The organism is Arthrobacter sp. NPDC093128 (assembly GCF_040683875.1).
Classification (GTDB): domain Bacteria; phylum Actinomycetota; class Actinomycetes; order Actinomycetales; family Micrococcaceae; genus Arthrobacter.
This window is the reverse complement of the sequence record NZ_JBFBEY010000014.1, coordinates 39839-64863: the sequence shown is the minus strand read 5'-3', so window position 1 is coordinate 64863 and position 25025 is coordinate 39839. Positions and strand designations below refer to the sequence as shown.

General features: G+C 65.6%; 22 protein-coding genes. 15 read left to right on the top strand and 7 right to left on the bottom strand.

The window, feature by feature from the left end:
• Nucleotides 1–15: 15 nt before the first annotated feature.
• From lhgO to AB0N24_RS17110, 3 genes are all read left to right on the top strand, one after another.
• A complete protein-coding gene (lhgO, locus tag AB0N24_RS17120) occupies nt 16–1215 on the top strand; it encodes an L-2-hydroxyglutarate oxidase (protein ID WP_364126720.1) in 1200 nt (399 codons plus the stop codon).
• A 142-nt stretch (nt 1216–1357) separates the two neighbouring features.
• A complete protein-coding gene (locus AB0N24_RS17115; protein WP_146072332.1) occupies nt 1358–1729 on the top strand; it encodes an STAS/SEC14 domain-containing protein in 372 nt (123 codons plus the stop codon).
• A 59-nt stretch (nt 1730–1788) separates the two neighbouring features.
• Nucleotides 1789–2679, top strand: a complete 891-nt coding sequence (locus tag AB0N24_RS17110; protein ID WP_364126716.1) for an HNH endonuclease — start codon at nt 1789–1791, stop codon at nt 2677–2679.
• 25 nt (nt 2680–2704) lie between these two features.
• On the opposite strand, the gene malQ is transcribed toward AB0N24_RS17110, so the two are convergent.
• Nucleotides 2705–4858, bottom strand: coding sequence for a 4-alpha-glucanotransferase (gene malQ, locus AB0N24_RS17105; protein ID WP_364126713.1), 2154 nt, complete (start codon nt 4856–4858; stop codon nt 2705–2707).
• Nucleotides 4859–5001: 143 nt separating this feature from the next.
• On the opposite strand from malQ, the gene AB0N24_RS17100 reads away from it, so the two are divergent.
• From AB0N24_RS17100 to AB0N24_RS17080, 5 genes are read left to right on the top strand one after another with little or no spacing between them, the layout of a single operon-like run.
• Nucleotides 5002–5367 carry a TraR/DksA C4-type zinc finger protein gene (locus AB0N24_RS17100; protein WP_364126710.1) on the top strand — a complete coding sequence of 122 codons (366 nt, stop codon included), beginning with the start codon at nt 5002–5004 and terminating at the stop codon, nt 5365–5367.
• Nucleotides 5364–6122 carry a M50 family metallopeptidase gene (locus AB0N24_RS17095; RefSeq protein ID WP_364126707.1) on the top strand — a complete coding sequence of 253 codons (759 nt, stop codon included), beginning with the start codon at nt 5364–5366 and terminating at the stop codon, nt 6120–6122. The genes AB0N24_RS17100 and AB0N24_RS17095 overlap by 4 nt, the downstream gene beginning before the upstream one ends.
• A gap of 9 nt (nt 6123–6131) precedes the next feature.
• Entirely contained in the window at nt 6132–7214 is a 1083-nt protein-coding gene (locus AB0N24_RS17090; RefSeq protein WP_364126704.1) for a glutathione S-transferase C-terminal domain-containing protein, read from the top strand.
• Between the two features lie 38 nt (nt 7215–7252).
• Nucleotides 7253–8392, top strand: coding sequence for a serine hydrolase domain-containing protein (locus tag AB0N24_RS17085; RefSeq protein WP_364126701.1), 1140 nt, complete (start codon nt 7253–7255; stop codon nt 8390–8392).
• Nucleotides 8393–8439: 47 nt separating this feature from the next.
• Complete coding sequence (locus tag AB0N24_RS17080) at nt 8440–9561, top strand: FUSC family protein (protein WP_364126698.1); 1122 nt, start codon at nt 8440–8442, stop codon at nt 9559–9561.
• 115 nt (nt 9562–9676) lie between these two features.
• Here AB0N24_RS17080 and AB0N24_RS17075 read toward each other — a convergent pair whose 3' ends face one another.
• Genes AB0N24_RS17075 through AB0N24_RS17065 form a run of 3 tightly spaced genes read right to left on the bottom strand, consistent with a single transcriptional unit; the run spans nt 9677 to nt 13306 of the window.
• Nucleotides 9677–10588 (bottom strand): MaoC/PaaZ C-terminal domain-containing protein, encoded by a 912-nt coding sequence (locus AB0N24_RS17075; RefSeq protein ID WP_364126695.1) that lies wholly within the window; start codon nt 10586–10588, stop codon nt 9677–9679.
• Nucleotides 10585–11925: a 3-oxoacyl-ACP reductase gene (locus tag AB0N24_RS17070; RefSeq protein ID WP_364126693.1), complete on the bottom strand. Its 1341-nt coding sequence runs from the start codon at nt 11923–11925 to the stop codon at nt 10585–10587. The genes AB0N24_RS17075 and AB0N24_RS17070 overlap by 4 nt, the downstream gene beginning before the upstream one ends.
• A 10-nt stretch (nt 11926–11935) precedes the next feature.
• Nucleotides 11936–13306 carry an acetyl-CoA C-acetyltransferase gene (locus tag AB0N24_RS17065; RefSeq protein WP_364126690.1) on the bottom strand — a complete coding sequence of 457 codons (1371 nt, stop codon included), beginning with the start codon at nt 13304–13306 and terminating at the stop codon, nt 11936–11938.
• Between AB0N24_RS17065 and AB0N24_RS17060 the strand changes: the two genes are divergently transcribed.
• Nucleotides 13307–14101 (top strand): TetR/AcrR family transcriptional regulator, encoded by a 795-nt coding sequence (locus tag AB0N24_RS17060; RefSeq protein ID WP_364126687.1) that lies wholly within the window; start codon nt 13307–13309, stop codon nt 14099–14101.
• A 30-nt stretch (nt 14102–14131) separates the two neighbouring features.
• Complete coding sequence (locus tag AB0N24_RS17055) at nt 14132–16246, top strand: acyl-CoA dehydrogenase (protein WP_364126685.1); 2115 nt, start codon at nt 14132–14134, stop codon at nt 16244–16246.
• Nucleotides 16247–16377: 131 nt separating this feature from the next.
• Here AB0N24_RS17055 and glgA read toward each other — a convergent pair whose 3' ends face one another.
• The gene (gene glgA, locus AB0N24_RS17050; RefSeq protein ID WP_364126683.1) at nt 16378–17574 is read right to left on the bottom strand and encodes a glycogen synthase; all 1197 of its coding nucleotides are present in this window, start codon (nt 17572–17574) and stop codon (nt 16378–16380) included.
• 102 nt (nt 17575–17676) lie between these two features.
• On the opposite strand from glgA, the gene glgC reads away from it, so the two are divergent.
• From glgC to AB0N24_RS17035, 3 genes are all read left to right on the top strand, one after another.
• Nucleotides 17677–19098, top strand: a complete 1422-nt coding sequence (glgC, locus tag AB0N24_RS17045) for a glucose-1-phosphate adenylyltransferase (RefSeq protein WP_364126680.1) — start codon at nt 17677–17679, stop codon at nt 19096–19098.
• Between the two features lie 46 nt (nt 19099–19144).
• On the top strand, nt 19145–20596 hold the full coding sequence (locus AB0N24_RS17040) for an SDR family NAD(P)-dependent oxidoreductase (protein WP_364126677.1): 1452 nt from the start codon (nt 19145–19147) through the stop codon (nt 20594–20596).
• A gap of 101 nt (nt 20597–20697) precedes the next feature.
• Nucleotides 20698–21159 (top strand): pyridoxamine 5'-phosphate oxidase family protein, encoded by a 462-nt coding sequence (locus tag AB0N24_RS17035; protein WP_364126675.1) that lies wholly within the window; start codon nt 20698–20700, stop codon nt 21157–21159.
• Between the two features lie 48 nt (nt 21160–21207).
• Here AB0N24_RS17035 and AB0N24_RS17030 read toward each other — a convergent pair whose 3' ends face one another.
• Nucleotides 21208–21651: a universal stress protein gene (locus AB0N24_RS17030; protein WP_364126672.1), complete on the bottom strand. Its 444-nt coding sequence runs from the start codon at nt 21649–21651 to the stop codon at nt 21208–21210.
• Nucleotides 21652–21922: 271 nt separating this feature from the next.
• On the opposite strand from AB0N24_RS17030, the gene AB0N24_RS17025 reads away from it, so the two are divergent.
• Nucleotides 21923–22687, top strand: a complete 765-nt coding sequence (locus AB0N24_RS17025; RefSeq protein ID WP_364126670.1) for a response regulator transcription factor — start codon at nt 21923–21925, stop codon at nt 22685–22687.
• Here AB0N24_RS17025 and AB0N24_RS17020 read toward each other — a convergent pair.
• Complete coding sequence (locus AB0N24_RS17020; RefSeq protein ID WP_364126937.1) at nt 22684–24384, bottom strand: GAF domain-containing sensor histidine kinase; 1701 nt, start codon at nt 24382–24384, stop codon at nt 22684–22686. The two genes, AB0N24_RS17025 and AB0N24_RS17020, sit on opposite strands and share 4 nt — an antisense overlap.
• Before the next feature lie 155 nt (nt 24385–24539).
• Here AB0N24_RS17020 and AB0N24_RS17015 point away from each other — a divergent pair, with 155 nt between their 5' ends.
• Nucleotides 24540–25025: a pyridoxamine 5'-phosphate oxidase family protein gene (locus AB0N24_RS17015; RefSeq protein ID WP_364126667.1), complete on the top strand. Its 486-nt coding sequence runs from the start codon at nt 24540–24542 to the stop codon at nt 25023–25025.

The following is a 25025-nucleotide window of genomic DNA, read 5'->3' as shown; positions in this document are numbered from 1 at the left end:
AGGGGCGCCGGGGCGATGGCTGAGACCATAGGCATCATTGGCGGCGGCATCGTCGGAATCGCCATGGCGCGAGCCCTCAGCACCCGCGGACTGGCGGACGTCACTGTCCTGGAAAAGGAACAGCGTGTTGCCATGCACCAGACGGGGCACAATTCCGGGGTGGTGCACGCGGGACTCTACTATGCGCCGGCCTCGCTAAAGGCCCGGCTGTGCCAACGGGGCCGGGTACTTACGCGCGATTACTGCCGGGAGCGGAATCTGCCGTACCGGGAACTGGGCAAGCTCGTCGTTGCCCTCACGGACGATGAACTCCCTGCCCTGGCGAACATTGAAAGCCGCTCCGTCGCGAATGGCGTGCCCGGGCTGCGCCGGCTCGATGCCGGAGCGATGCGCGGCGTCGAGCCGCACGTCGCAGGGGTGGCGGCGCTTCATTCGCCGCATACCGCCGTCGTGGATTTTGTGGCCATCACAGAAGCCATGGCCGAGGATATCCGGTCCGCGGGCGGGCAGATCCTGTTCGGGCATGAAGCCGTTGCCATCACCACCGAACGCGGTAAGGTGCGAGTCACCACCAGCCACGCGGAGTTCGTATTCGATCGCCTGATCGTCTGCGCCGGCCTGCAGTCCGACGTCGTTGCCGGGCTTGTAGGCGCTTCAGCGGCTCCCAAAATACTTCCTTTCCGCGGCGAATACTGGGGCTTGTCCGCAGCGAAGCAACATTTCGTCAAAGGCATGATTTATCCGGTGCCGGATCCGCGTTTCCCTTTCTTGGGAGTGCACTTCACCCGCGGCGTGTACGACACTATCCACGTAGGACCGAATGCGGTTCCTGCCCTGGCCCGGGAGGGCTACAGCTGGGGCAACGTGTCCCTCAAGGACACTGCCGCGTCGATCCTGTGGCCGGGTGCCGGCGCCCTGGCCAGGAAACATTGGCGGATGGGCGCGAAAGAGATCGCCGCATCGCTGGTCAAGCCCCTGTATTTCCGGCAGGCCCGCAGGTTCATCCCCGAGCTGCAGATGGACGACCTCACGGCGAAGACTGCCGCCGGCGTCCGGGCCCAGGCATGGTCCCTGGACGGTAGCCTCCTCGATGACTTCGCAATCGAGAAGATGGGGCCGGTGACGCTCCTGCGGAACGCACCCTCCCCGGCGGCAACCTCCGCAATGGCCATTGCCGAGCATCTCCTGGAGCACCATGTCCTCCCCCGCAATTGAGGGGCAGCTCATGCTGCGTGGTTGATGGACAACGGTGGTCCGTCCCGTTAGATTGACGCCGGGGTAGGTTTCCCGGCCCGGAAGCGCCGGGGAAAGATTGCGGCCGTCCGGCTGCGCCGAGTACTGCCCCTTGGGGGAGCCAATGACAAACAATACGGAGGCCAACGTCTGTGTGGTCCGCGTACGCCAAGGAATATCGCGCATTACCTTGCGGCCCAGCGCCCGGATCACGGAGGAGGACGGGGTACGCACCCGGGAACAGCTGCTGGCCCTGACCGGGGGCTCCCGCGGTGGCGTGTTGCTGGAAATCACCGGAGTGGGCTCCGTCAGTAGGGAAGCGATCGGCGTCTACAGCTCGGCCGTGACAGTCAGCGCCTTCGCCATCCTTGGCAGCACTCCCGTGGACCGCGTCATCGCCCACGGTTTGCTGGGACTCCCGCTGCCGGCCTGTCCGAGCGAATACTTCACCGACGAGGACGAAGCACTGAACTGGCTCCAAACCGTCAGCGAATGAATTTCCCCACCGCACGGACCGGCGTGTCCGACGGACTGAAGCACTGAAAGAATGGGCGCATGACAGCCATCTTCCTGGTGTGGAACCCGGACCGCTGGAACGACTGGAACTACACGTCCGTCGTCGAACAGGTTCGCGAAACCGGGCAGTTCCACGGCCGGTGGGATGTTGCCCGCCCGGCAGACATCCCCGCCGGCGGGGACGCCTGGCTGCTGTTGCGGGGCAAGCGTGGGAGGGGCCTGCTCGGACACGGCACGGTGATCCCGGTGCAGCCCTGCGCAGGGGCGCCCGCCGCCGCTGCCGGTACGGCATCCACGCAGCTGATCGTCGCCTTCGATTCACTCCTTCCCCTCGGCGACCAGGTGGCGCCCGAGGTTCTGAGGGACAACGTTCCGGAGGTGCACTGGAACGTTGTCCGCAGCGGCCAGGCCATAGCGCCGTCCGCGGAGGCCCGCATCCGTGACTTATGGCAGGTGGAAGGCCCGGCGCCAATCCCGGAGTCTGCGTTGCCGGTGCCCGGGACCTACCCCGACTGGGCGGTCAGCACAGTTGGAATGAACCGCTATGAACGGAACCCGGAGGCGCGGCGTGCCTGCATCGCCCACTACGGAACCATCTGTGCTGCCTGCGGTTTTTCCTTCGAAATCGCCTACGGTGAAACCGGCAGGGACTTCATCGATGTGCACCACACGGTGCCGGCTTCGCAGCTCGACAGCAACTACCGGCTGGATCCGGTCACGGATCTGGTGCCGCTCTGTGCGAACTGCCACGCCATGGCCCACATCGGTGCGACCACGCCGCGGTCCCTCTCCGAACTGCGCCAGCTCCTGGCGGGCGCCGGTTTCATGCGCGGGCGCACCCTTAGCCCCGGGGAGCTGGAGTCCCAACACGAGGCACAGCGGATCCTCGGCCCTGCTCAGCCCGGGTATCCGCCGGCTCCCGGGCGGTAAAGGTCGCGCAGCGGGGCAACGCTCTTTACCGTGAGGCCTTCAGCGCGTCGCGGACTACCCCGACCAGGGAATTGAACCTGTCGTTCGCCGGCAGGTCGTCAATGAGGACGGGGCCATCGGGGCCCGCAAGCGGGATGCGCCAGTTAGGGTGTTCAGCGTCCGTTCCGGGCTGGTTTTGGGTGCGCGTTTCCCCCACGGCGTCAACGAGGGCGACGCCCAGCAGGGCCGACGGCGTCAGGGCAGTGAAGGCGTAGAGCGCCTCCACCGTACGCTGAACGTCGCCTGGCTCGTCGGGCAGCAGACCCCGTTCACGCACCATGGCAAGCACGGCCTCCTGCTCGGCCGCAGCCTCGGCCCGTTCCTCCTCAACGGGACGCAGCAGCAGTCCCAGTGATTCGCGGAGGGTGACGTGCTCCCCGGCGAGATACCCCGCCGTCGGGGGAAGGTCGTGGGTGTTGACGCTGGTCAGGCACTGTTGCCGGTATTCCTCGGGCGAAAGGGGTCCGGCTTCCCCGTGTTCGAACCACAGGATGGAGGTGCCAAGGATGCCCCGCTCCGTCAGGTAGTCACGGACCCAGGGCTCGAACACGCCAAGGTCTTCCCCGACCACTGTTGCGCCCGCCCGCTGGGCCTCCAGGGCGAGGATGCCGATCAGGGCTTCATGGTCGTAGTAGACATACGTGCCTTCAGCCGGTCCGGCGCCTTCCGGAATCCACCATAGGCGGAACAGACCCAGGATATGGTCGACCCTGACGCCGCCTGCATGACGGAGTATGGTCCGGAGCATGTCTCGGTAAGGCCTGTACCCTGAAGCCGCGAGGCGGCCAGGATGCCACGGCGGCTGGGTCCAGTTCTGTCCCTGCTGGTTGAAAACGTCCGGCGGGGCGCCGACCGTGACGCCCTGGGCGAGCACGCCGTGGAGCATCCAGGCGTCCGCCCCGTCCGTCTTGACGCCCACTGCAAGGTCATGGACGATCCCGATGGCCATCCCGCACGCCTTGGCCGCGCGCTGCGCTGTGGCCAGTTGCTCGTCGCAGATCCACTGCATCCAGCGATAGAACTCCAGCCGGTCCGCCAATGCCTCCCGCATGGTGTCGCAGTACGGCGTGTCCGGTGACGACGCCTCGCCGCGCCATTCGGGTGCCGTGGACGGAAGCCGCTCCGCGAGGGCGCACCACAGCGCGAAGTCATCCAGTCCCTTCCCTTCCGCTGCGCAAAAATTCTTGAACATGAGGGACCGGCCGGGGCTGCGGCGGACCTTGAAAATGAGCTCGAGCGCGGCGAGTTTGGCTTCGTAGCTGGAATTTCGGTCCAACAGGCCGTCGGCCGTATTGGCGGAGTGCAGGCCCACCGCACTGTTCCCGATCGCGGCCCTGGACGCCGGATCGAGGTAACCGTACTCCGGCACGTCCTCCACGCGGATATAGAGCGGATTGAAGAAACGGCGCGTCGTGGGCAGGTACGGTGAATCTTCAATGGGCGGCCGGGGCTCCCCCGCATGCAGTGGATTCACCAGGACGAAACCCGCACCGTCGTTGCCTGCAATCGCGGCAAGGTCAACAAGGTCTGAAAAGTCGCCGATGCCCCACGACCGGGACGACCGCACCGAATACAACTGGGCGGTAAGGCCCCAATGGCGCTCGGACGCCAAGCGCCGGGTAGTCTCCAGCCGTTCGGGTGTGATGATCAGCGCACACTCTGCCCGCTCACCGTCGGCGTCGGCATGCAGGGTGTGCCAGCCCAGGGGCAAACCGCCGGGAATGGCGAACGCAGCCCTCCCTGTAAGGACGCCGCGCACGTCCCTCGGCGCCTGCCAGTCTTCACGCTGCTCCGCGTCCACGCGGTTCCCGTCCTCGGTCACCGCCCACACGTTGACGCCGGTACCGTGCGGCACATGAACGGCAACATGGATTTCCGTGCCTTCCCTGGCAACGAGCGACGGCGGCAACACGCGCGTCCACGGCTCCAGTTCCGCTTCGTGCAGGGCGCCTTGAAGGTCCTCCAACGTCTCCGTCCGATCCCCCAAAGCGGTCAGCACGCTGCGCAGCGTGCTGGCCGCAACGGGATGTGCAACGCCGTCCCAGCCGCGGAAGGAGGTGCTCACGCCGCGGGCTGCCGCCAGTTTCCGGAGCAGTTCGTCGTCAATTTCCATGTGGTCCTGTGCCGTTACATCCGCCATGGCCACTACTCTATGGGCTTGCCGGGCGGCATCACGGTCAGCCGCCTGCGCATTTTGTCCGTAGCTTAGCCCTGCGGGGTTTCCGCGGCCCGCGGCCCGGCCGCTTTCGACTCGCTGCCTGGACCGGGCTAGCCTAGGACACTATGGTCGACGTCGAGAGGTTCAGGATGCTGCTGGAAGAGGAGCGTGCCCGGAAAGCTCTGTTGCTGCCGGCCCTCCGTGCGGACATTAGCTCCGCCAACGCTGCACGCCAGGACTCAAACGTCGATGACGAACATGATCCAGAGGGCTCCACCATCGCCTTTGAGCTCTCCCAGGCCGCCGCACTGATGCAGCAAAGCAGCGCCACACTCGTGCAGGTCGAGGCGGCATTGGGGCGGATCGCAGACGGCAGCTACGGCTACTGCGAAGTCTGCGGGGCACCCATAGCCGAAGGCAGGCTCGAAGCCCGCCCCTGGACGCCGTTCTGCATCGACCATGCCGGCGGAACGTTGGGCCGGAAAGCATGACGGACGTTGCCGGTTCGCTGTGGCAGCGGATTCTGTCGGGATTTTCGCAGTCCCCGTCCCCGCAGGTGACGGCCATGGAACTGATGCTGGTCATCCTGGTTGCCACAGCCTTATCCCTCCCCAAGGGGTCCTGGCGGTACTTCGGGCTGCTGGCCACCGTCACCCATGAACTCGGCCATGCGTTCGCCGCCCTCATGACCGGGCAACGCCTGGGAGGCATCAGGCTGAGCCTGGACCACTCCGGGACAACCACCACGTACAGCAGGGGCCGCTTCCCAGCCATCTGGTCGACGTTTTGGGGTTATCCGGTGCCCGGAGTCGTCGGAGCCGCCATGGTGTGGTCCGGTTTCAACGGCTGGGGACCGGCGGCGATGTCTGTCGGCACCCTGGTCCTGCTGGGCTCCTTCCTGTTCATCCGCAACGCCATGGGGCTCCTAATCACGTCTGCAGCCGTCCTTGGCTCAGCGCTCCTGGTGCTGTTCGTTCCGCCTGAATTCACCGCCCACGTGGTGATCTCCCTGGGGCTCGCCCTGCTCGTGGCCGCCGTCCGTGACCTCGCCAAACTCTCCAACGTCCATCTGCGGCGCCGGGACAAGCTGCCCACGTCAGACGCCCACCTCCTCTACCGCGCCACGTCCGTGCCCTCAGCCATCTGGATTCTGCTTTTCGCCGCCGTCGTTGCCGGTTCCTGGTGGGTGGCCTGGCAGCCGATGGCCCAAGTGCTGACGGCACTGCCGGGGCTTGCGCGGCAATAGGGTGGAAGCATGACTTCCGATTCCCGCGCTGCAGCCGAACATCGATCCGACCCCGGGTCCAGCACCAGAGGGTCCTACGTCACCGGCGGAGAAGAATTCACCCGGGACACCAACTACATCGAGGACCGGATAACCCGCCACGGCTCTGCCGGCCCCAACGGCGAACCCGGCTGGCCGGTGGAAGCGGACAGGTACCGCCTCATCGCAGCCCGTGCCTGCCCGTGGGCGAACAGGGCGGTAATCGTCCGGCGGCTGCTGGGGCTCGAGGACGCCATTTCCCTCGGGCAGCCCGGTCCCACCCATGACGCACGGTCGTGGACATTCGATCTGGACCCGGACGGCGTCGACCCGGTGCTGGGGATCGAGCGGATCCAGGACGCCTACCTCCGGAGGTTCCCCGATTACCCCCGCGGAATCACCGTGCCGGCGATCGTGGATGTCCGGTCAGGTGAGGTGGTCACCAACAACTTCCCCCAGATCACCCTGGACTTCGCCACGGAGTGGACAGCGTTCCACCGTCCCGGGGCCCCCGATCTCTACCCGGAACATCTGCGCCCGGAAATCGACGACGTCAACAGAAGAGTGTTTACCGAAATCAACAACGGCGTGTACCGGTGCGGCTTCGCCGGTTCCCAGCAGGCCTACGCCGCCGCCTACGCACGCCTCTGGACTGCCCTGGACTGGGCCGAAGAGCGGCTTGCCGGGCAGCGCTACCTAGTGGGCGACACGATCACCGAAGCGGACGTCCGCCTGTTCACAACCCTCGTCCGGTTCGATGCCGTTTACCACGGCCACTTCAAGTGCAACCGCCAGAAGCTCAGCGAGATGCCGGTCCTGTGGGGGTACGCCCGGGACCTGTTCCAAACACCGGGATTCGGCGACACCATCGATTTTGTCCAGATCAAACAGCACTACTACATCGTCCATGAGGACATCAACCCCACCGGAATCGTGCCGCAGGGACCGGATCTTTCCGGCTGGCTGACCCGGCACGGCCGGGAGGCGCTTGGCGGCCGTCCCTTCGGAGACGGCACCGCCCCCGGCGCCGTCCGCAGCGGCGAAGAAGTTGCCGCGGGACACGGCGCACGCTGATCGCCGCCGTCATCCGCACGCCCCGCTAATGTTGAGCCATGCCACTCTCGTCAGGATTTGCCGCGCCCGAATACCAAGCGGTCCGGGCCCTTTTTGAATCGTTCCTCGGGGATGATCCGGAATACAGTGCCCAGCTTGCCGTCTACCAGTCAGGCAACAAGGTGCTGGACCTCAGCGGCGGCCCGCACCTGGCTTCGGATTCCATCACGGGGGCCTATTCCTGCACCAAGGGTGTGGCCGCGTTCGTCATCGGCCTCCTGGTCCAGGACGGACTACTTGACCTTGACCGGCCAGTGGCGCACTACTGGCCGGAGTTCGCGGCCCATGGAAAAGGAGCAATCACCGTCCGGCATGCGCTCTCCCACCGGGCAGGGCTGCTTGGCGTGGAGGGCGGATTCGCACTCAGTGAATTCACGACGGCGGGCGCGGCCGGCAGGCTCGCGGCAACCGCTCCCCTGTGGCGTCCCGGTGCCACATTCGGTTACCACGCCCTGACCATTGGGATCCTCATGGAGGAGATCTGCCGCCGCGTCACCGGCAGCACACTACAGGAACTGTACGATGCCCGCATCCGCGTGCCCTTAGGCGTCGACTTCTTCCTGGGACTGCCGGAGGACGAGGAACCCCGCTACCGGGACGTGCTGTACGACGTCGACCCCCTCCAGCCGTGGCTGGATCCGCTGGGACTCGATGGCCTGAACGGCAACGCCGCCGTCAGCACGGTCATGGAACTCCCCAACCACAGGGTCATCCGCGAGCACGGCATGAGCAGCGCCGGAGGCGTGGGATCCGCCGACGGCCTCGCACGCCTGTATGCTGCCGCCACCACGGGCCTCGACGGCGGCGAATCCTTCCTTTCGGCAGAAACCGTCCGGACCATGTCCGAGGAACAGGTGTGGGGCCTGGACCGTGCGTCGGGCCTCGACAACGCCTTTGCCATTGTGTTTATGAAGCCGCACCCCAGCCGGAATTTCGGCAGCCACCGCGCGTTCGGCCATGAAGGCGCCAACGCCGCGCTCGGCTTCGCGGACCCCGCCTACGATCTCGCTTACGGCTACATTCCCGGAAGGCAGGAGGAAGGCCGCACCCCGGGCCGGGCACATCGTTTGGCCCACGCGGTGCGGCAGGCAGCAGGCACGGCCAGGCACGTGCCGGCGGCGGCACATACCCGTGAGTAGGTTTGTCCACTTGTAGCACCATCAGGACCCGCTTAGGGTGAGGCCAAATGGAAATCGCAAAACGGCAAGACGAAGCCAGCCCATCGCGGACCGGCAGGATATGGCAGTCCGTGCGGGACAGCGTGGCTGCTGCGCTCTCGGGCCCGCGGCTGCAGCTGGCATCGAAGGCGGCCCTCGCGGCGGGCCTGGCCTTCCTCATTGCACCGCTGATGCCCGGCGCCGCAGCCCAGTACCCCTACTACGCCCCGCTCGGCGCCCTCGTGGCGATGTACGAGAACGTTTCGGGTTCCATGAAGCAAGGCGTGCAGACGCTGGTGGGGCTGGGCCTCGGAATTGGCCTGGCCTTCCTGCTGGTCAGCTTCAGCGACCCGTCGCCTGTGACAGTGGCCGTCGTGATGGGGCTGGGAGTCCTGCTGGCCGGATTGCCGCGCCTTGGAGCCGGACGCGACTGGATTCCAACGGCGGCACTGCTGGTCCTCCTGGTGGGGGGAGACAACCCGGACGATTTCTCCTTCGGCTACCTCCTGCAGATGGGTGTGGGGGTGATGGTGGGCATCGCCGTCAACTTGCTGGTCTTTCCCCCGCTCCACTTCAAAGCTGCAGCGCTCAGCCTCGCCGAACTCCGGTGGGCGCTCGCCAAGCAGCTCTCGGACATGGGCGCAGCACTGCGGGAAACATGGCCGCCCGAACATGAGGACTGGGCGGTGCGTTCGGAGGATCTGGCGAAGTCGGCCAGTGCGGTACGGGCGGCCGTCCAGAAGGCTGATGCCAGCAGGCAGGCCAATCCCCGCCGCCGTCTCCACGACCACGACCTGGAACAGGACTACAAAGACCTTCGCGGCCTGGAGAGCGTGACCTTCCACATCCAGGACATGACTGAAGTCCTGTCGGACGTCATTTGGGACAAGGACGTCCCCTTCGTGATCCCCCTGCCCTACAGCGAGCCCCTTGCTGATGCGCTGGACGCGGTCAGTGAGGTGATGAGGTCCATGGAGGACGAAAGCCCCGACAAACAAAACGAGCTGATTGCCGCGGCCAATGCGGCCGTGGACGCCCTGGCCGGGCGGATGGCCTCCGATGACGTCAACCCGCAGGCCCCGAGCGCAGCCGAATCCATCGTCCTGAACCTTCACCGCATTCTCCGTGCGGTCACGGCCGGGCAGTCCTGAACCGCGTCGGGAGAGACCTTCAGGATTAGCCACCGCGTCAATTACGACGCCGGAGGTCACCATACGAGGTGACCACCGGCGTCGTGATTTTCGGCGCTGTTGCGGGACCGTGGCGCTACAGCGCCGCCACGGAACCGCTGAAGTGCCGCCGGCCTGACCTCGGATTCCACGCAACGTACTCGGAGTGCTGCCAGGCGCCGGCCGGAGCATGAACCGAACTGATGTCCAATGCCACGCGGGCCGGCAGGAACACCGGCGCTTCGAAGGCAACATCCCAGCGGAAGGAATCCCCCTTCACGGCGCCGACATCGGCGAGTGCCCGCGAGGCCAGATACATGCCATGCGCGATGGAGCGCCGCATGCCCAGGGCCTTGGCCGAGAGCACACTCAGGTGGATGGGGTTGAAGTCGCCGGACACCGCAGCATAAGCCCTGCCGGTGTCGACGCCCAGCTGCCAGAGTGCCGTCGGGTCAGGCGCCGCGAACATTGTGGACGTGGCGGGTACCGAGGGCTTGTCGATCCCGGGAAGGAAGACGCCTTTTGCCAGGTAGGTGGAGGTTCCCTTCCAGCGGACCTGGGCTTCCCCCGTGCGGCGGACCTCCGCGACGATGTCCACCTGAGTGCCGGCACGGTGCCCGCGCAGGTTCTCGGCCCAGGATGTGATGTCCAATGCCTCAGTGAACAGGACCGGTTCGTGTTGCTCCACGTTGTTGTTGAGGTGCACCATTCCCAGCAACGGCAGCGGGAAATCGTCACGGTTCATCACGCTCATCGACACGGGGAACGTGAGGGCATGAATGAATCCGGCCGGCAGGACGTCGCTTGCGGTCTCGCCCACAAGGTGCTGGTAGGCGGTGAGGTTACCCACTTGCGCTTTGACGCCCCTGACCTCATGCCCGCAAGGGGGCAGTGCGGTCCCCGCATCGGTACCAAGGATGCGGCGCCTTGCCGCAGTGGCGGCCGCATTGACGTACAGCTTGGACAGGGACGGCATGTCCCCGAGGATTACGGGCTGGGCACCGGTCATGCGCCCACCATGTTCTGTCCGCATACCCGCAGCACCTCGCCTGTGATGCCGCCGGCGGCGTCGCTGGCCAGGAACGCAATGGCCTCGGCGACGTCACCGGGCTGCCCGCCCTGCTGCAGGGAGTTGAGGCGCCGTGCTATTTCACGCGTCGCAAACGGAATCCGCGCAGTCATTTCAGTTTCGATGAAGCCCGGGGCAACTGCGTTGATGGAACCGTGGCGTTCCGCCAGGAGCGGTGCCGTGGCGCGCACCATGCCCATCACGCCGCCCTTGGACGCCGCGTAGTTCGTCTGCCCGCGGTTGCCGGCAATGCCGCTGGTGGACGCGACCGACACAATCCGCGGTGCGTTCCGGAAGTGTTCGGACGCCAGCAGCGCCTCATTGATGCGAAGCTGCGCCGCGATGTTGACGGCAATCACCGAATTCCAGCGGCCCTGGTCCATGTTGGCCAGCAGCTTGTCCCGGGTGATGCCTGCGTTGTGGATGACGATGTCCAGCCGGCCGTGCCTTCCCACCGCATGGTCGATGATCCGCTGGCCTGCGTCTTCCCGGCTGATGTCCAGCTGCAGGGCAGTCCCCCGGACTTCGTTTGCCACCGCTGCCAGGTGGTCTCCGGCGGCAGGGATGTCGACGACCACCAGGGTGGCGCCGTCCCGGTGGAGCGTGCGGGCAATTGCCGCGCCGATTCCCCGGGCGGCGCCGGTCACGACTGCGACTTTGCCGGCGAGCGGCTTTTCCGGATCGGCGGGGAGCTGCCCTTCCCCTGTTGCGACGGTGAGGAGCTGCCCGTCGACAAAGGCGGAGCGGCCGGACAGGAAGAAGCGCACGGCGCCGAGAGCGCTGGGGCTCGCGGTTGTTACCCCCTCGGCCAGTACGATGCCGTTTGCCGTGGCGCCGGCGCGCAACTCCTTGGCGAGGGAACGCAGCAGGCCGTCCACGCCTTGGCGCGCTGCAGCGGCGGCCGGGCCGTGCGCGCTCGCCGGGGTGCGGGACACCGTGACGACGCGGCCGTTGGGCGCCAGATCCCTGACGGATGATGCCGCCGAGAGAACCGGCTTTTCAAGGTCCTCCGGGCGATCGAGTTCGTCCAGGACCAGGACGATCGCGCCCAGGTTCTCCCGTGGCACTGCATGCCGGCGGACGTCGAGGTCCCAGGACAGGAGGGTGGCGGCCAGTTCGTCAGCGCCCCCGCTGGATCCCTGGACCAGGATCGGGCCGGGAACGAGGGACTGTCCCGGCTGGTAGCGCCTGAGCACTGCCGGCTGCGGCAGGCCAAGCTTCCTGGCCACATCCTTTCCGATTCCGCGGCTTACGAATTGTGTGTACTTGTCTGTCACGCCGGCCTCCCTAGAGTGCTTCAAGAATGGCGACGACCCCTTGGCCGCCGGCAGCGCAGATGGAAATCAGGCCCCGGGCCGGACGGCCGTCCACCTGGCCCTTTTCGTGAAGCATCTTGGCCAGTGAGGCCACAATCCGCCCACCGGTGGCGGCAAAGGGGTGCCCCGCCGCCAAGGAGGAGCCGTTGACATTCAGCTTGGAACGGTCAATGCTGCCCAATGCGCCGTCCAGGCCCAGCCGTGTGCGCCCGAACTCTTCGTCCTCCCACGCGGCCAGGGTGCTGAGGACCGTTCCGGCGAACGCCTCGTGGATCTCGAAGAGATCGATGTCATCAAGTGTCAGGCCGTTGCGCGCCAGCAGCCGGGGCACCGCGAAGGCGGGCGCCATCAGCAGGCCGTCCTTGCCATGGACGAAGTCGACCGCGGCCGCCTCGCCGTCCACGACGGCTGCAAGCTTCGGCAGCTCGTGCGCGTCCGCCCATTCCTCCGAGGCCAGCAGCACGGTGGACGCGCCGTCGGTCAGCGGCGTGGAGTTCCCGGCGGTCATGGTTGCCTCAGCGCCGAGGTTCTTACCGAAGACGGGCTTCAGCGTGGCCAGTTTTTCCAGGGTTGTGTCAGGGCGGAGGTTCGAATCCCGGTTCAGGCCGCGGTAGGGCGTGAGCAGGTCGTCGAAGAACCCCGCATCATAGGCGGCTGCAAGATTGCGGTGGCTGTTGTAGGCCAGCTCGTCCTGCGCTTCGCGTGCGATCTTCCACTGTGCCGTGGTGAGAGCCTGGTGTTCGCCCATGGAAAGGCCCGTCCGGGGCTCCCCCGTGTTCGGTGCGTCGGGTGCCAAGTCTTTCGGCCGGAGGCGGCTCAGGACCTGAAGCCGCTGGGGCAGGGACTTGGCACGGTTGAGGTCCAGCAACACCTCCCGCAGGCCCTCGCTTACGGCGATCGGCGCATCGGAGGCGGAATCGACGCCGCCCGCAATGGCCGATTCGATCTGGCCCAGTTTGATCTTGTTGGCCAGGCCAAGGACCGTTTCGAGCCCGGTGGCACAGGCCTGCTGCAGGTCGTAGGCGGGCGTTTCGGCAGAGAGGGCAGAGCCCAGCACCGCCTCGCGTGTGAGGTTGAAGTCGCGGGAGTGCTTAAGGACTGCGCCTGCGGCAACCTCGCCGATCCGCTCGTCCTGCAGGCCGAAGCGGGCAATCAGGCCGTCCAGTGCGGCCGTCAGCATGTCCTGGTTGGAAGACTTGGTGTAGGCCCCGCCTGTCCGCGCGAACGGAATCCGGTTGCCGCCTACCACCACGGCCTTGCGCACCGAGCCCGCAGCAGGTGCTGGCGAGCGGGTGGTGGATGATTCGTCTGGTCCGGTTGCGGACTGTCCGGTAAAGGACATGTGATGTCTCCTCTTGATCAACGCTGGTTACCGATACCCAGCGTACCTGATACGCTGGGTATCGTGAACATCCTCCACGTTGAACTTCCCGCGCCTTCCGGCGGGGCCGCCTCAGGCAGTGACGCCTCGAGCGGCACTGTCGACGGGCGCGCCGCCCGCTGGCAGTCACACCGGGAGGAACGCCGGCGTGAACTCATCAAGTCCGCGCGGAAAGCCGTCCACGCGCTCGGCAGCGATGCTTCCATGGAGGACATCGCGGCCTCCGCAGGCACGTCAAAGTCAGTGTTCTACCGCTACTTCGGCGACAAGGCCGGACTGCAGCAGGCAGTGGGCGAAGTGGTGCTCAGCCAGATGCAGCGCCGCATCCAGGAAGCTGCCCAGAGCGCTCAGACACCCCGGGAAGGGCTACTGGCGATGGTTTCGGCCTATCTGCAAATGGCGGAAACCAGCCCGAACGTCTATACGTTCGTCACCACCTACTCTTCAGGCGAGCCAGGGGCAGCTAACGCGGGCATGGCAGTATCCGGAGCCCTCGGCCACTTCTTCGAAGAGGTGCGCGACATGATTGCCCGGCCCATGCGCGCGCAGTTGGGCACCGGCAAGGAAGCCGTGATCGGCTACTGGCCCACCGCGGCGATCGGGCTCGTGCGGAACGCCGGGGAGCAGTGGCTGGGCACCCCCGAGTCTGCTGCCAAACCGACGCAGGACGCCATGGCCCGCCAGATCACTGCCTGGCTGTGCGTCGGAATAGCCCCGGAACTGGAAACTGCGGACCCCCAGACCCCAAACCCTTAGTGAATTGTCAGAACCAAAGAAGGAATCGACATGACTGACGTAGTTGACCGACCGTCTGGCCAGGCCAGCCGGCCCGCCGGCCGTACAAAGCAACCTGCCGACGGGCAGCCCGCCGTCGACGTCGCCGCCCTGGGCGAGCAGCTCCTGGGCAAGTGGGCCCACATCCGCCGGCACTCGCGCGAGCTGTCCGGCCGCCCCGAACTGCATAAGACCGAGGGCCTCACCCACACCGAGCACAGGAAGCGCACGTTTGGCCAACTGAAGTACCTGGTCGAGAACAAAGCCGTCCACCGGGCATTTCCCGCAGCACTGGGCGGTTCCGACGATCACGGCGGAAACATCGCCGGGTTCGAGGAACTGGTCACGGCCGATCCGTCGCTCCAGATCAAGGCGGGGGTCCAATGGGGGCTCTTTGGCTCAGCCGTGATGCACCTGGGTACCGAGGAGCACCACGCCAAGTGGCTGCCCGGCATCATGAACCTGGACATCCCCGGCTGCTTCGCCATGACGGAAACCGGGCACGGCTCCGACGTGGCCAGCATTGCCACCACTGCCACGTTCGACCCCGCGACACAGGAGTTCGTGATCCACACACCCTTCCGCGCCGCCTGGAAGGACTACATCGGCAACGCCGCAATTGACGGGCTCGGCGCCGTGGTCTTCGCCCAACTCGTGACGAACGGCGTAAATCACGGAGTGCACGCGTTCTACGTTGACCTGCGGGATCCGGAGACCAAGGAATTCCTGCCGGGCATCGGCGGTGAGGATGACGGCGTCAAGGGTGGACTCAATGGCATCGACAACGGCCGGCTGCACTTCAGCAATGTCCGCATCCCGCGCACCAACCTGCTCAACCGGTACGGCAATGTCGATGCCGGCGGCGCCTACACCTCCCCCATCGCCAGCCCGGGCCGCCGCTTCTTCACCATGCTGGGCACCCTGGTCCAGGGCCGCGTGTCCCTGGACGGTGCCGCAGTCGCGGCCAGCAAGCTCGCCCTCAAGACCGCCATCCAGTACGCCGCCGAGCGCCGCCAGTTCAATGCTTCCTCCCACACTGACGAAGAGGTGCTGCTTGACTACCAGCGCCACCAGCGGCGTCTGTTCACACGTCTCGCCACGACCTATGCCGCCGGCTTCGCCCACGAGCAGCTCCTGCAGAAGTTCGACGACGTCTTCTCCGGCGCACACGATACGGACGAGGACCGCCAGGACCTGGAAACCCTCGCCGCCGCACTCAAGCCGCTGAGCACATGGCACGCCCTGGATACCCTCCAGGAATGCCGCGAAGCCTGCGGCGGTGCCGGCTTCCTGATTGAGAACCGCTTCGCATCACTGCGCGCAGACCTGGATGTGTACGTCACCTTCGAGGGCGACAACACCGTGCTGCTCCAGCTGGTGGCCAAGCGCCTCCTCGCCGACTACGCCAAGGAGTTCCGAACCGTCGGCGTCGGCGTGCTGGCTCGCTACGTCGTGAGCCAGGCCGCCGGAGTCGCAGTGCACCGGACGGGCCTGCGCCAGGTTGCGCAATTCGTTGCCGACACGGGTTCGGTGCAGAAGGCAGCAATCGCGCTCAGGGACGGAGACACCCAGCGGCTGCTGCTGACCGACCGGGTACAGACCATGGTGGCCGAGGTCGGAGCCGAGCTGAAGGGCACCAACAAGATGCCCCAGCACCAGGCGGCCGCCGTCTTCAACGAGCACCAGAATGAACTGATCGAGGCAGCGCAGGCCCATGCGGAGCTTCTGCAGTGGGAGGCCTTCACGGAGGCGCTGGCCAATGTGGCCGACCCGGGTACCAGGCGCGTGCTGACCTGGCTCCGGGATCTGTTCGGGCTCTCGCTCATCGAGAAAAACCTGTCCTGGTACCTCATGAACGGGCGGCTTTCGATGCAGCGCGGACGCACTGTAGGCGACTACATCAACCGCCTGCTGGCCAAAATCCGCCCGCATGCCCTGGACCTTGTGGATGCCTTCGGGTACGGGCCGGAGCACCTTCGTGCGGCCATCGCCACCGGGGCCGAGCAGATCCGCCAGGACGAGGCTCGTGCGTACTTCCGGGCGCAGCGCGCCGACGGACAGGCGCCGGTGGAGGAAAAGGTCCTGTTGGCCCGGCAGGTCCGGGATGCCAAAGCTCCGCGGCGCTAGCTTCGCCCGGATTTCCGTAGGAAACTGCGGAAACCACGACGGCGCCGCCCCCTAAGTGGGGGCGGCGCCGTCGTCGTCTATTGCCCGCTACCGATTACCCGTGGCGATTGGCAACGGCCGTCCGTTCCGGTTCAGGCAAGGACCGAGCGGTACACCTCAAGTGTCGTTTCCGTGATGGACTCCCAGGAGAAGTGCTCCTCCGCCCGGCGCCGGCCCGCCTGCCCCATGGCGCGGGCCCGCTCGGGATCCGACACCACTTCGGTCAGGGCAGCCGCAAACTCGGTGACGAACTTCTCGGGATCAAGCGGAGTGCCCGTCCCGTCGGTGACCTGTTCGATGTCCACCAGCAGACCGGTTTCGCCATGCTGGACAACTTCGGGAATGCCGCCGGTGGCGCTGGCCACAACGGCAGCGCCGCAGGCCATGGCTTCCAGGTTCACGATGCCGAGCGGCTCGTAGATGGACGGGCAGGCAAAGGCGGTGGCGTGGCTGAGGACCTGGATCAGTTCCTTGCGGGGCAGCATCCGCTCAATGAGGATTACGCCGCTGCGCTGGCTCTGGAGTTCCTCGATCAGCCGTGCGGTTTCCGCAGCGAGTTCGGGCGTGTCCGCTGCGCCGAGGCACAGCACCACTTGGACGTCCGCCGGCAGCTTTGCCGCTGCACGGAGCAGGTACGGAACACCCTTCTGGCGGGTGTTCCGGCCCACGAAGACCACGCTGGGAAGTTCCGGGTCGATGCCAAGCGCCCTGATGGCGTCATCACCCTCATCCCGCTTCCAGAGTTCGACGTCGATGCCGTTGTGCACCACGCGGACCTTGGCAGGGTCGACGTCCGGGTAGCTGCGCAGAATGTCCTGGCGCATCCCCTCGGAGACGGCGATGATTGCTGCGGCGGCCTCATAGGCGGTCTTCTCCACCCAGGAGGACAGCGCGTAGCCGCCGCCCAGCTGTTCGGCCTTCCACGGGCGCAGCGGCTCGAGGCTGTGGGCGCTCAGCACATGCGGGATGCCGTGGAGCAGCGAGGCCAGGTGACCGGCCATGTTGGCATACCACGTGTGCGAATGGACCAGGTCCGCTCCGGCGATGTCCGGAACGATCCGCAGGTCCACGCCCAGGGTCTGGACGGCGGCATTGGCCGCACCCAGGTCCTCCGGAACCGAGTAGGACGTCACTTTGGCCCCGTGATAGTCGGGATCCCGGGGCGCACCGAAGGCGCGCACCTGCAAATCCACATGTTTTGCCAGGACGCGGCTTAATTCAGCAACGTGGACGCCGGCGCCACCGTAGATCTCGGGCGGGAACTCTTTAGTCACAATGTCTATTCGCACGTTACCCAAGGTAGTCGTTCCGGCGTATCTGTTCTAGTGTGAAGGGGTCCGGGCATGCCGGACTTTTTGGGGTAGTTACGAAGGCGTACAGGAGCGACCATAATGCCGTTGAATAAGAAAGTCCTGGCTATTGTCCTCGCCGGAGGCGAAGGAAACCGTCTGATGCCATTGACGGCTGACAGGGCTAAACCCGGCGTGCCGTTTGCCGGGAGTTACCGGCTAATCGACTTCGCGCTATCAAACCTCGTAAATTCGCGCTATCTCCAGATAGTTGTCCTCACGCAATATAAATCGCATAGCCTGGACCGCCATATTTCCGAGACCTGGCGGATGTCCACGCAGCTTGGCAATTATGTTGCATCGGTTCCGGCGCAGCAGCGTGTCGGCAAGAGCTGGTTCCTTGGCAGTGCCAACGCCATCTACCAGTCCCTGAACCTGATCCATGACGCCAACCCGGACATTGTGGTGGTGGTTGGCGCGGACCACGTTTACCGGATGGACTTCGCCCAGATGGTGGAACAGCATGTGGCCAGCGGGGCGAAGGCAACCGTGGCTGCAGTGCGGCAGCCCCTGAGCATGGCCGACCAGTTCGGTGTGATCGAAGTGGACCAGAACGATCCGCAGAAGATCGCCGCATTCGTGGAAAAGCCTTCCTCGACCCCGGGCCTAGCAGCCGATCCCACACAGTTCCTTGCGTCCATGGGTAACTATGTCTTCAACGCCGACGCCCTGGTGGAAGCCTTGCACGTTGACGCCGAACGCCTTGACACCAAGCACGACATGGGCGGGGACATCATCCCCTACTTCGTCGGCCAGGGCGAAGCCGGCGTTTATGACTTCACGCTGAACGATATTCCGGGTTCCACCGAGCGGGACCGCACGTACTGGCGCGACGTCGGCACGATCGACTCCTTCTACGACGCGCACATGGACCTGATCTCGCCGCTTCCGGTGTTCAACCTGTACAACTCCGAATGGCCCATCTACACGCGCCAGAGCATTTCTCCGCCAGCCAAATTCGTCCGCGGCGACAACAACACTGTGGGAACCGCCTTGGATTCCATCGTGGGCAGCGGCGTGGTTATCTCCGGCGGCATCGTGGAGGGCTCGGTCCTGTCCAACGACGTCTACGTGAGTACGGCCAGCCGCGTGGTGGATTCTGTGCTGATGGATAAGGTGCAGATCGGCGAGGGTGCCGTGGTCAACCGCGCCATTATCGACAAGAACGTCAAGGTGCCCGCGGGGGCCGCGATCGGCCTCGATCCGGAACGCGACCGCGCACGCGGATTCAAGGTGACGGACTCCGGTATCACTGTTCTGTCCAAGGGCCAGCATGTCCCTGAGCCGGACGCAGCGGAACGGGAGCTTTCAGCAGCCAACCTGCACCTGGTGCCCAATGCGGTGAAGGCGGCGACGGAAAACTACCCTTCTGCACGGGACTCCGTGACCAAGGTAGGGGAAGCCCACGCTTCGGCCGTCGGTGTGGCAGGCACCGACCAGGAGTCGATCAGCACTAGCCGCTAAACCCTGACGGCAGGCCGGAAGCTCCCCAGGCTGTAAAATCGGAACAATGAACTCCCCCGATTTGACGCCTGAGGACATCCAGGCCTGCCTCAAGGTTTTAAACACCATCCATGCCTACGACGAGGAACACCCCGACTACGTCTCGGTTCGCCGCGCCACCGGCAAGATGTTCAAGGCTGTCAAGCGCCACCGCCGGGTCACCAAGCGCGACCTGATCGCCGAATCGGACCGCGCCGTCATCGCCCAGACGGCCACCGCGGCCCCCGACCGGATCGATGACGAGACCCGCGGGAACAAGCTGGAACCCTCGGCGACGGGCAAGGTGGCAGGGCACCTCATCAGGTCCCGCCCCTGCTACATCTGCAAGAACCACTACACGCAGGTTGATGCCTTCTACCATCAGCTGTGCCCAGAGTGTGCCGCGTTCAGCCACAGCAAGCGCGACGCACGCACCGACCTTACGGGCCGGCGCGCACTGCTTACCGGCGGGCGCGCCAAAATCGGCATGTACATCGCGCTCCGGCTGCTTCGGGACGGCGCCCACACCACCATCACCACGCGCTTCCCGAAGGACGCAGCCCGTCGGTTCGCGGCGATGGAGGACAGCGGGGACTGGCTCCACCGGCTAAGGATTGTGGGCATCGACCTCCGCGATCCCTCCCAGGTGATGGCCCTGACTGATTCGCTCGACGCGGCAGGCCCGCTGGACATCATCATCAACAACGCAGCCCAGACCGTCCGGCGGTCCGGCAACGCCTACAAACCGCTGGTTGATGCCGAGGACGAGCCCCTGCCGGCAGCACTCGAACCCGCTAACGGGGGTCCCGAACTGGTGACGTTCGGCCACGCCCACGACAAGCACCCCCTGGCCCTCGCCAGCAGCGTCACGGAGCATCCCGTCCTCGCCGGAGATGCCATCACGTCCCTCGCCCTCTCCACGGGGTCCGCATCGCTGGAACGGATTGCGTCCGGTACGGCCATCGACGCCGGCGGGCTGGTCCCGGATTTGGCCGCGATCAACAGCTGGACCCAGGTGGTGGATGAAGTGGACCCCCTGGAAATGCTCGAGGTTCAGCTCTGCAACGTGACTGCACCGTTCCTGCTGGTGAGCCGGCTGCGCGGGGCCATGAAACGCTCCACCGCGCACCGGAAGTACATCGTGAACGTCTCCGCCATGGAAGGGCAGTTCTCACGCGCCTATAAGGGCCCGGGCCACCCCCATACGAACATGGCCAAAGCGGCCCTGAACATGATGACGCGCACCAGTGCGCAGGAAATGCTGGATTCCGACGGAATCCTGATGACGGCGGTGGACACCGGATGGATCACGGATGAACGCCCCCACTACACCAAAGTCCGGCTCATGGAGGAAGGCTTCCACGCACCGCTGGACCTGGTTGACGGCGCGGCGAGGGTCTACGATCCCATCGTCATGGGTGAAAACGGCGAAGACCAGTACGGCGTCTTCCTCAAGGACTACAAACCGAGCCCCTGGTAGCAGGAACTCCGCAACCACTCGCATAGCAGCGGCTACCGGAGCGCCGGGCAAGGCCTTATGGCCCTAATGGGCCTGCCGGAGGGACCGTAACGTGGGTCTACATGAACACGACGACGCCCGAGGGCCAGCTGTCCATTGACCAGTGCTGGGACATGCTCGACACCGAGACGGTCGGGAGGATCGCGCTCATTGTCGATGACCATCCGGAAATCTTCCCGGTGAACTTCGTGCTTCAACGCCGGAGCATCGTCTTCCGGACAGCCGGCGGAACCAAGCTCTGGGCGGCCATGACGTCCAAACCGGTGGCTTTCGAAATTGACGGCTATGACGCCCATGAAGAGATGGCCTGGAGCGTTGTTGCCCGCGGCGAATCCGAGCTGATGGAGGGCCAGGAGGAGAAGGAGCAGGTGGACGCCCTGTTCCTGGAGCCATGGCAGCCCGGTGACAAGGACTACTACGTCCGGCTCGCGCCCAAGGCGCTGACCGGTCGGCGCTTCAAGGTCAAGAAGCCGGACCTGTGGAACACCCGGCTGTCCGATCCCCGGCGCGCTGCGTTCGAGTAGCGACCGTTAGGGACCTGATCTAGGTAAGGGCCCGTTCGGGCAACCCGGTCAATGCTTTTCAGGCGTATGGACGACCAGTACAGGGCAGTGAGCGTGGGCAACACAGGCGGAACTCACGGAGCCCAGCAGCAGCCCTCCGAAGCCGCCGTGGCCGCGTCTTCCGACCACCAGCATGTCGGCGGTCCGGCTGGCGTCAATGAGCGTGTGCCGTGGTCGCCCCTGCACCAGCCGGGTCTCGACGTTCGCGGGCGTTTCCGGCCCAAAGGCCTTGGCTACAGACTCCTGGAGGATCTCCCCGGCACGCACGTCGAAGTCGTTGATCCCCATGGCCACATAGCCGTCGTACACCGGCGGGTAATCCCAGCATGCCAGCGCCACCACGTGTGCGCCGAGGCCCACCGCGAGACCCTGGGCGTGTTTCAGTGCTTCCACCGAAGCCTCGGAGCCGTCCACTCCGACAACTATCGTACGGACGTCCCTGGCCTCGTTCATTTCCTCTTCTTTCGCATCCGGCTCCCGCCGGCCGTAGCCCGCTGGGATCCGGTGGGTGTTCTTCAAGGATGTGTGCCGGCAGCGTGGGCAGGTAGGGCCTAAAGTCATGCCCCGCGGGTCCAAGGACCCTTGTTGCACTTATGACCGTGAACGAGAATGGCAGAGCCGGATGACCGAAACCCGGTCCGGGCAGACATAATGGGACTTGCACCGTACCGGCACGCCGGTTGCGGACCGACAGTGGCAGCTCCGGCCGCCGGACAGGAGGACCATGATTCCCAGGGCAGACCAGGGTCCCTCCGCGCAGGAAACGCATACTGACCTGATCCGCGTGTTCATCCTCGATGACCACGAACTTGTCAGGCGGGGGTTGCAGGAGCTTCTCGAAGGCGAGGGCTTCCACGTTGTGGGGAGTTCCGGTTCCGCGGTTGAGGCCACGCGGCGCATTCCCGCCCTGCACCCGGATGTAAGCGTGCTCGACGCCCGCCTTCCCGACGGAACGGGCATCGAAGTCTGCAGGGATGTCCGGTCGGTGGATCCGAACCTCAACTGCCTCATCCTGACGAGTTTTGACGATGAGCAGGCCTTGCGGGGGGCGGTCCTCGCCGGCGCCCGTGGATACGTCCTGAAGGAAATTGGCGGCACGGACCTGATCGGCGCAATGCGCCGTGCCGCTGCAGGAGAGTCACTGTTCGACGACGGCGTGGCGGCAAGCATCGTCGAAAGCCTCGTCACGCCCCAACACGTGGATCCAAGGATTGCGGGGCTCACACCACAGGAACGGCGGGTGCTGGAACTGGTGGGCGGTGGCCTCACCAACCGGCAGATCGCGGCTGAAATGTTCCTGGCAGAGAAGACCGTGAAGAACTATGTGTCCTCGCTCCTGGCGAAGCTGGGCTTCGAACGGCGCACGCAGGCTGCGGTGTACATCGCAAACAACGCAATGCCGTCCCCGTTCACCTCGGGGCACTCCGGTCCGGCCCATTCTGCCGCTGCCCACTCCCCGGGCACCGATGCTGACGGCCACCGCCACTAAAGCGGGACTGACCACTCCAGGCTGGTACCGGCGTCGGGGGCGCTGGTGATGGTGCAGGTGCCTTCAAGTATCCTGGCGCGCTCCTCCATGTTGTTGAGCCCGTTGCGCTTCGCCGAGTCCCTGAACCCGCGGCCGTTGTCGGTGACCAGGACGGTCATCCTGCCCTTAAGGGCCGAGACGGATACCTCGATCAAGTCTGCGCCCGAGTGGCGGATGGCGTTGCTCAGGCCTTCGGAAACAACCGCCACCACGTGGTTGGCCGTGTCCGGCTGGACTGAGTCGACAGGGCCTTCCAGGTTCAGCCCGGGCGTAAAAGCCATGGACTTGGATGCGCTCCGGGTGACACGCCGCAGCCTTCCGCTGAGAAGCTCGGTGTCCCCGTTGCCGGTCCGGAGCGAGTAGATGGTGTCCCGCAGGCTGCGGATTGCCTCATCCAGTTCCCCGGTGATCGCGCCGATCCGTTCCAGCGCCAGGCCCTCGTTGGTGAAGCGGGTCAGGCTCTGGACGCTCAGGCCCGCCGCGAATAGCCGCTGGATCACGAGGTCATGAAGGTCGCGGGCAATGCGGTCCCGGTCGGTAAAGACCAGCAGTTCTTCCCGCAGGCGGTGGACCCTGGCGAGTTCCAGCGCCAAAGCGACGTGGGATCCAAATACAGCCCCCATCTCCACGTCCGTGCGGCCGTAGGCGCCGGCCCCGGCGTCGCGGACCAGGAGGAGGAGTCCGTGATGGGCGCCCTGGGTGCTGAGAGCCACCGCGAGGAGCGGACCGGTCACGGTCCCCTCCAGCACGCCCAGAACATCCGCGGCATTGTCCACGAGAAGCGGCTCGCCTCCGGCAAGAACCACCTGCAGGGACTCCGACTCCAGCGCGAGGGGCAGGCCCGAAAACAAGTCCGCGTCTTTGCCGTCGGCGCCGGCCACAACATAGCCGACGCCATCCGCGGACGGTGCCACGATCAGGGCCAGCCTGGACCCGGATTCCCGCAGCGCCCTCCCGGCAATGGGATCAAGGCCCTCTGAGGAGGACGCCGGATCACTCCCCAGCATCAGCCCGGAGACATCCATGCAGGCTTCAAGCCACTGTGCCCGGCGCCGGGCGTCGTCGTACAGCCGCGCGTTCTCAATGGCGACACCGGCCGCTGCCGCCAGGGCAACGGCAAGCTCCTCGTCCTCTACGGTGAAATCTCCGCCGCCCTCCTTTTCCGTCAGGTACAGGTTGCCGAAGACGACGTCGCGGACACGCACCGGGACGCCGAGGAACGACTGCATGGGCGGGTGGTGTTTGGGAAAGCCGTAGGCTTCAGGGTGGCGACGAAGGTCATGGAGCCGCAGCGGCCTGGGATCGGAGATCAGCAATCCCAGGACGCCATGGCCGGTGGGGAGGGGACCAATCCGCTTGGCCAGTTCGCCGTCGATCCCGACGGTGATGAAGTGGCTAAGGGCGCGGTCATCACCGATAACACCCAAGGCCCCGTAGCGGGCGTGCAGCAGCTGGCAGGCGGACTGGACAACACGTTCCAGGACGGCGTCCAGGCTCAAATCCTCCGCGACCGCCACGACGGCTTCGAGCAGGCCGCCCATGCGTTCCTGGAATTGGAGGAGTTCACCGGCCCGTGACACGAAATCCTTGAGCAGGTCTTCGATCCTCAGGCTGCCCGCTGTTGTATTCCGTTCGGGACCGTCGCCATTGGCATGCATATCCACAACCCGACTCCTGACCGTTTCCGTCCGCCCCGGCGGCGTGAGGCCAGAATACCGTTAAGCCCCAATTCCCGGGGGCGGACAGTGGGTTGCGGCGGCATGGGGCCATTGTGCTCTAGCTTGCCTGGTGTTCCTTGCCTATGCTCAGCGTCATGAGCACAGATCGGAAACCGGGCGCTGATACTCCGTACGAGGTCGAAAACTTTGACAGCCATGAATGCTGGCGGCTGCTGCGGAGCGTCTCAGTGGGCCGGTTGGCCGTCTGGGTGGATGACCACCCGGACATTTTCCCCATCAACTACAAGGTGGACCACGGCACGCTGGTGTTCCGTACGGCAGAAGGCACCAAGCTTCAGTCAGCAACCGGCGACACGCCCGTAGCCGTGGAGGCCGACGGGGTGGACTCCGACTCCGGGATCGCCTGGAGCGTGGTGGTCAAGGGCCAGGCCGCCCCCGTCAAGAATCCGCAGGAGGTCCTGGACACCGTGGGGCTGCTGCTGTTCCCCTGGCAGGCCGGAACGAAGGAGCACTTCGTCCGGATCACCCCTGACGCGGTCACCGGCCGCCGTTTCAAGGTCGCTCCCCCGCTGACCTGGTGGACGCCGCTCGATGACGCCACCCGGTCTGCGGACGAATAA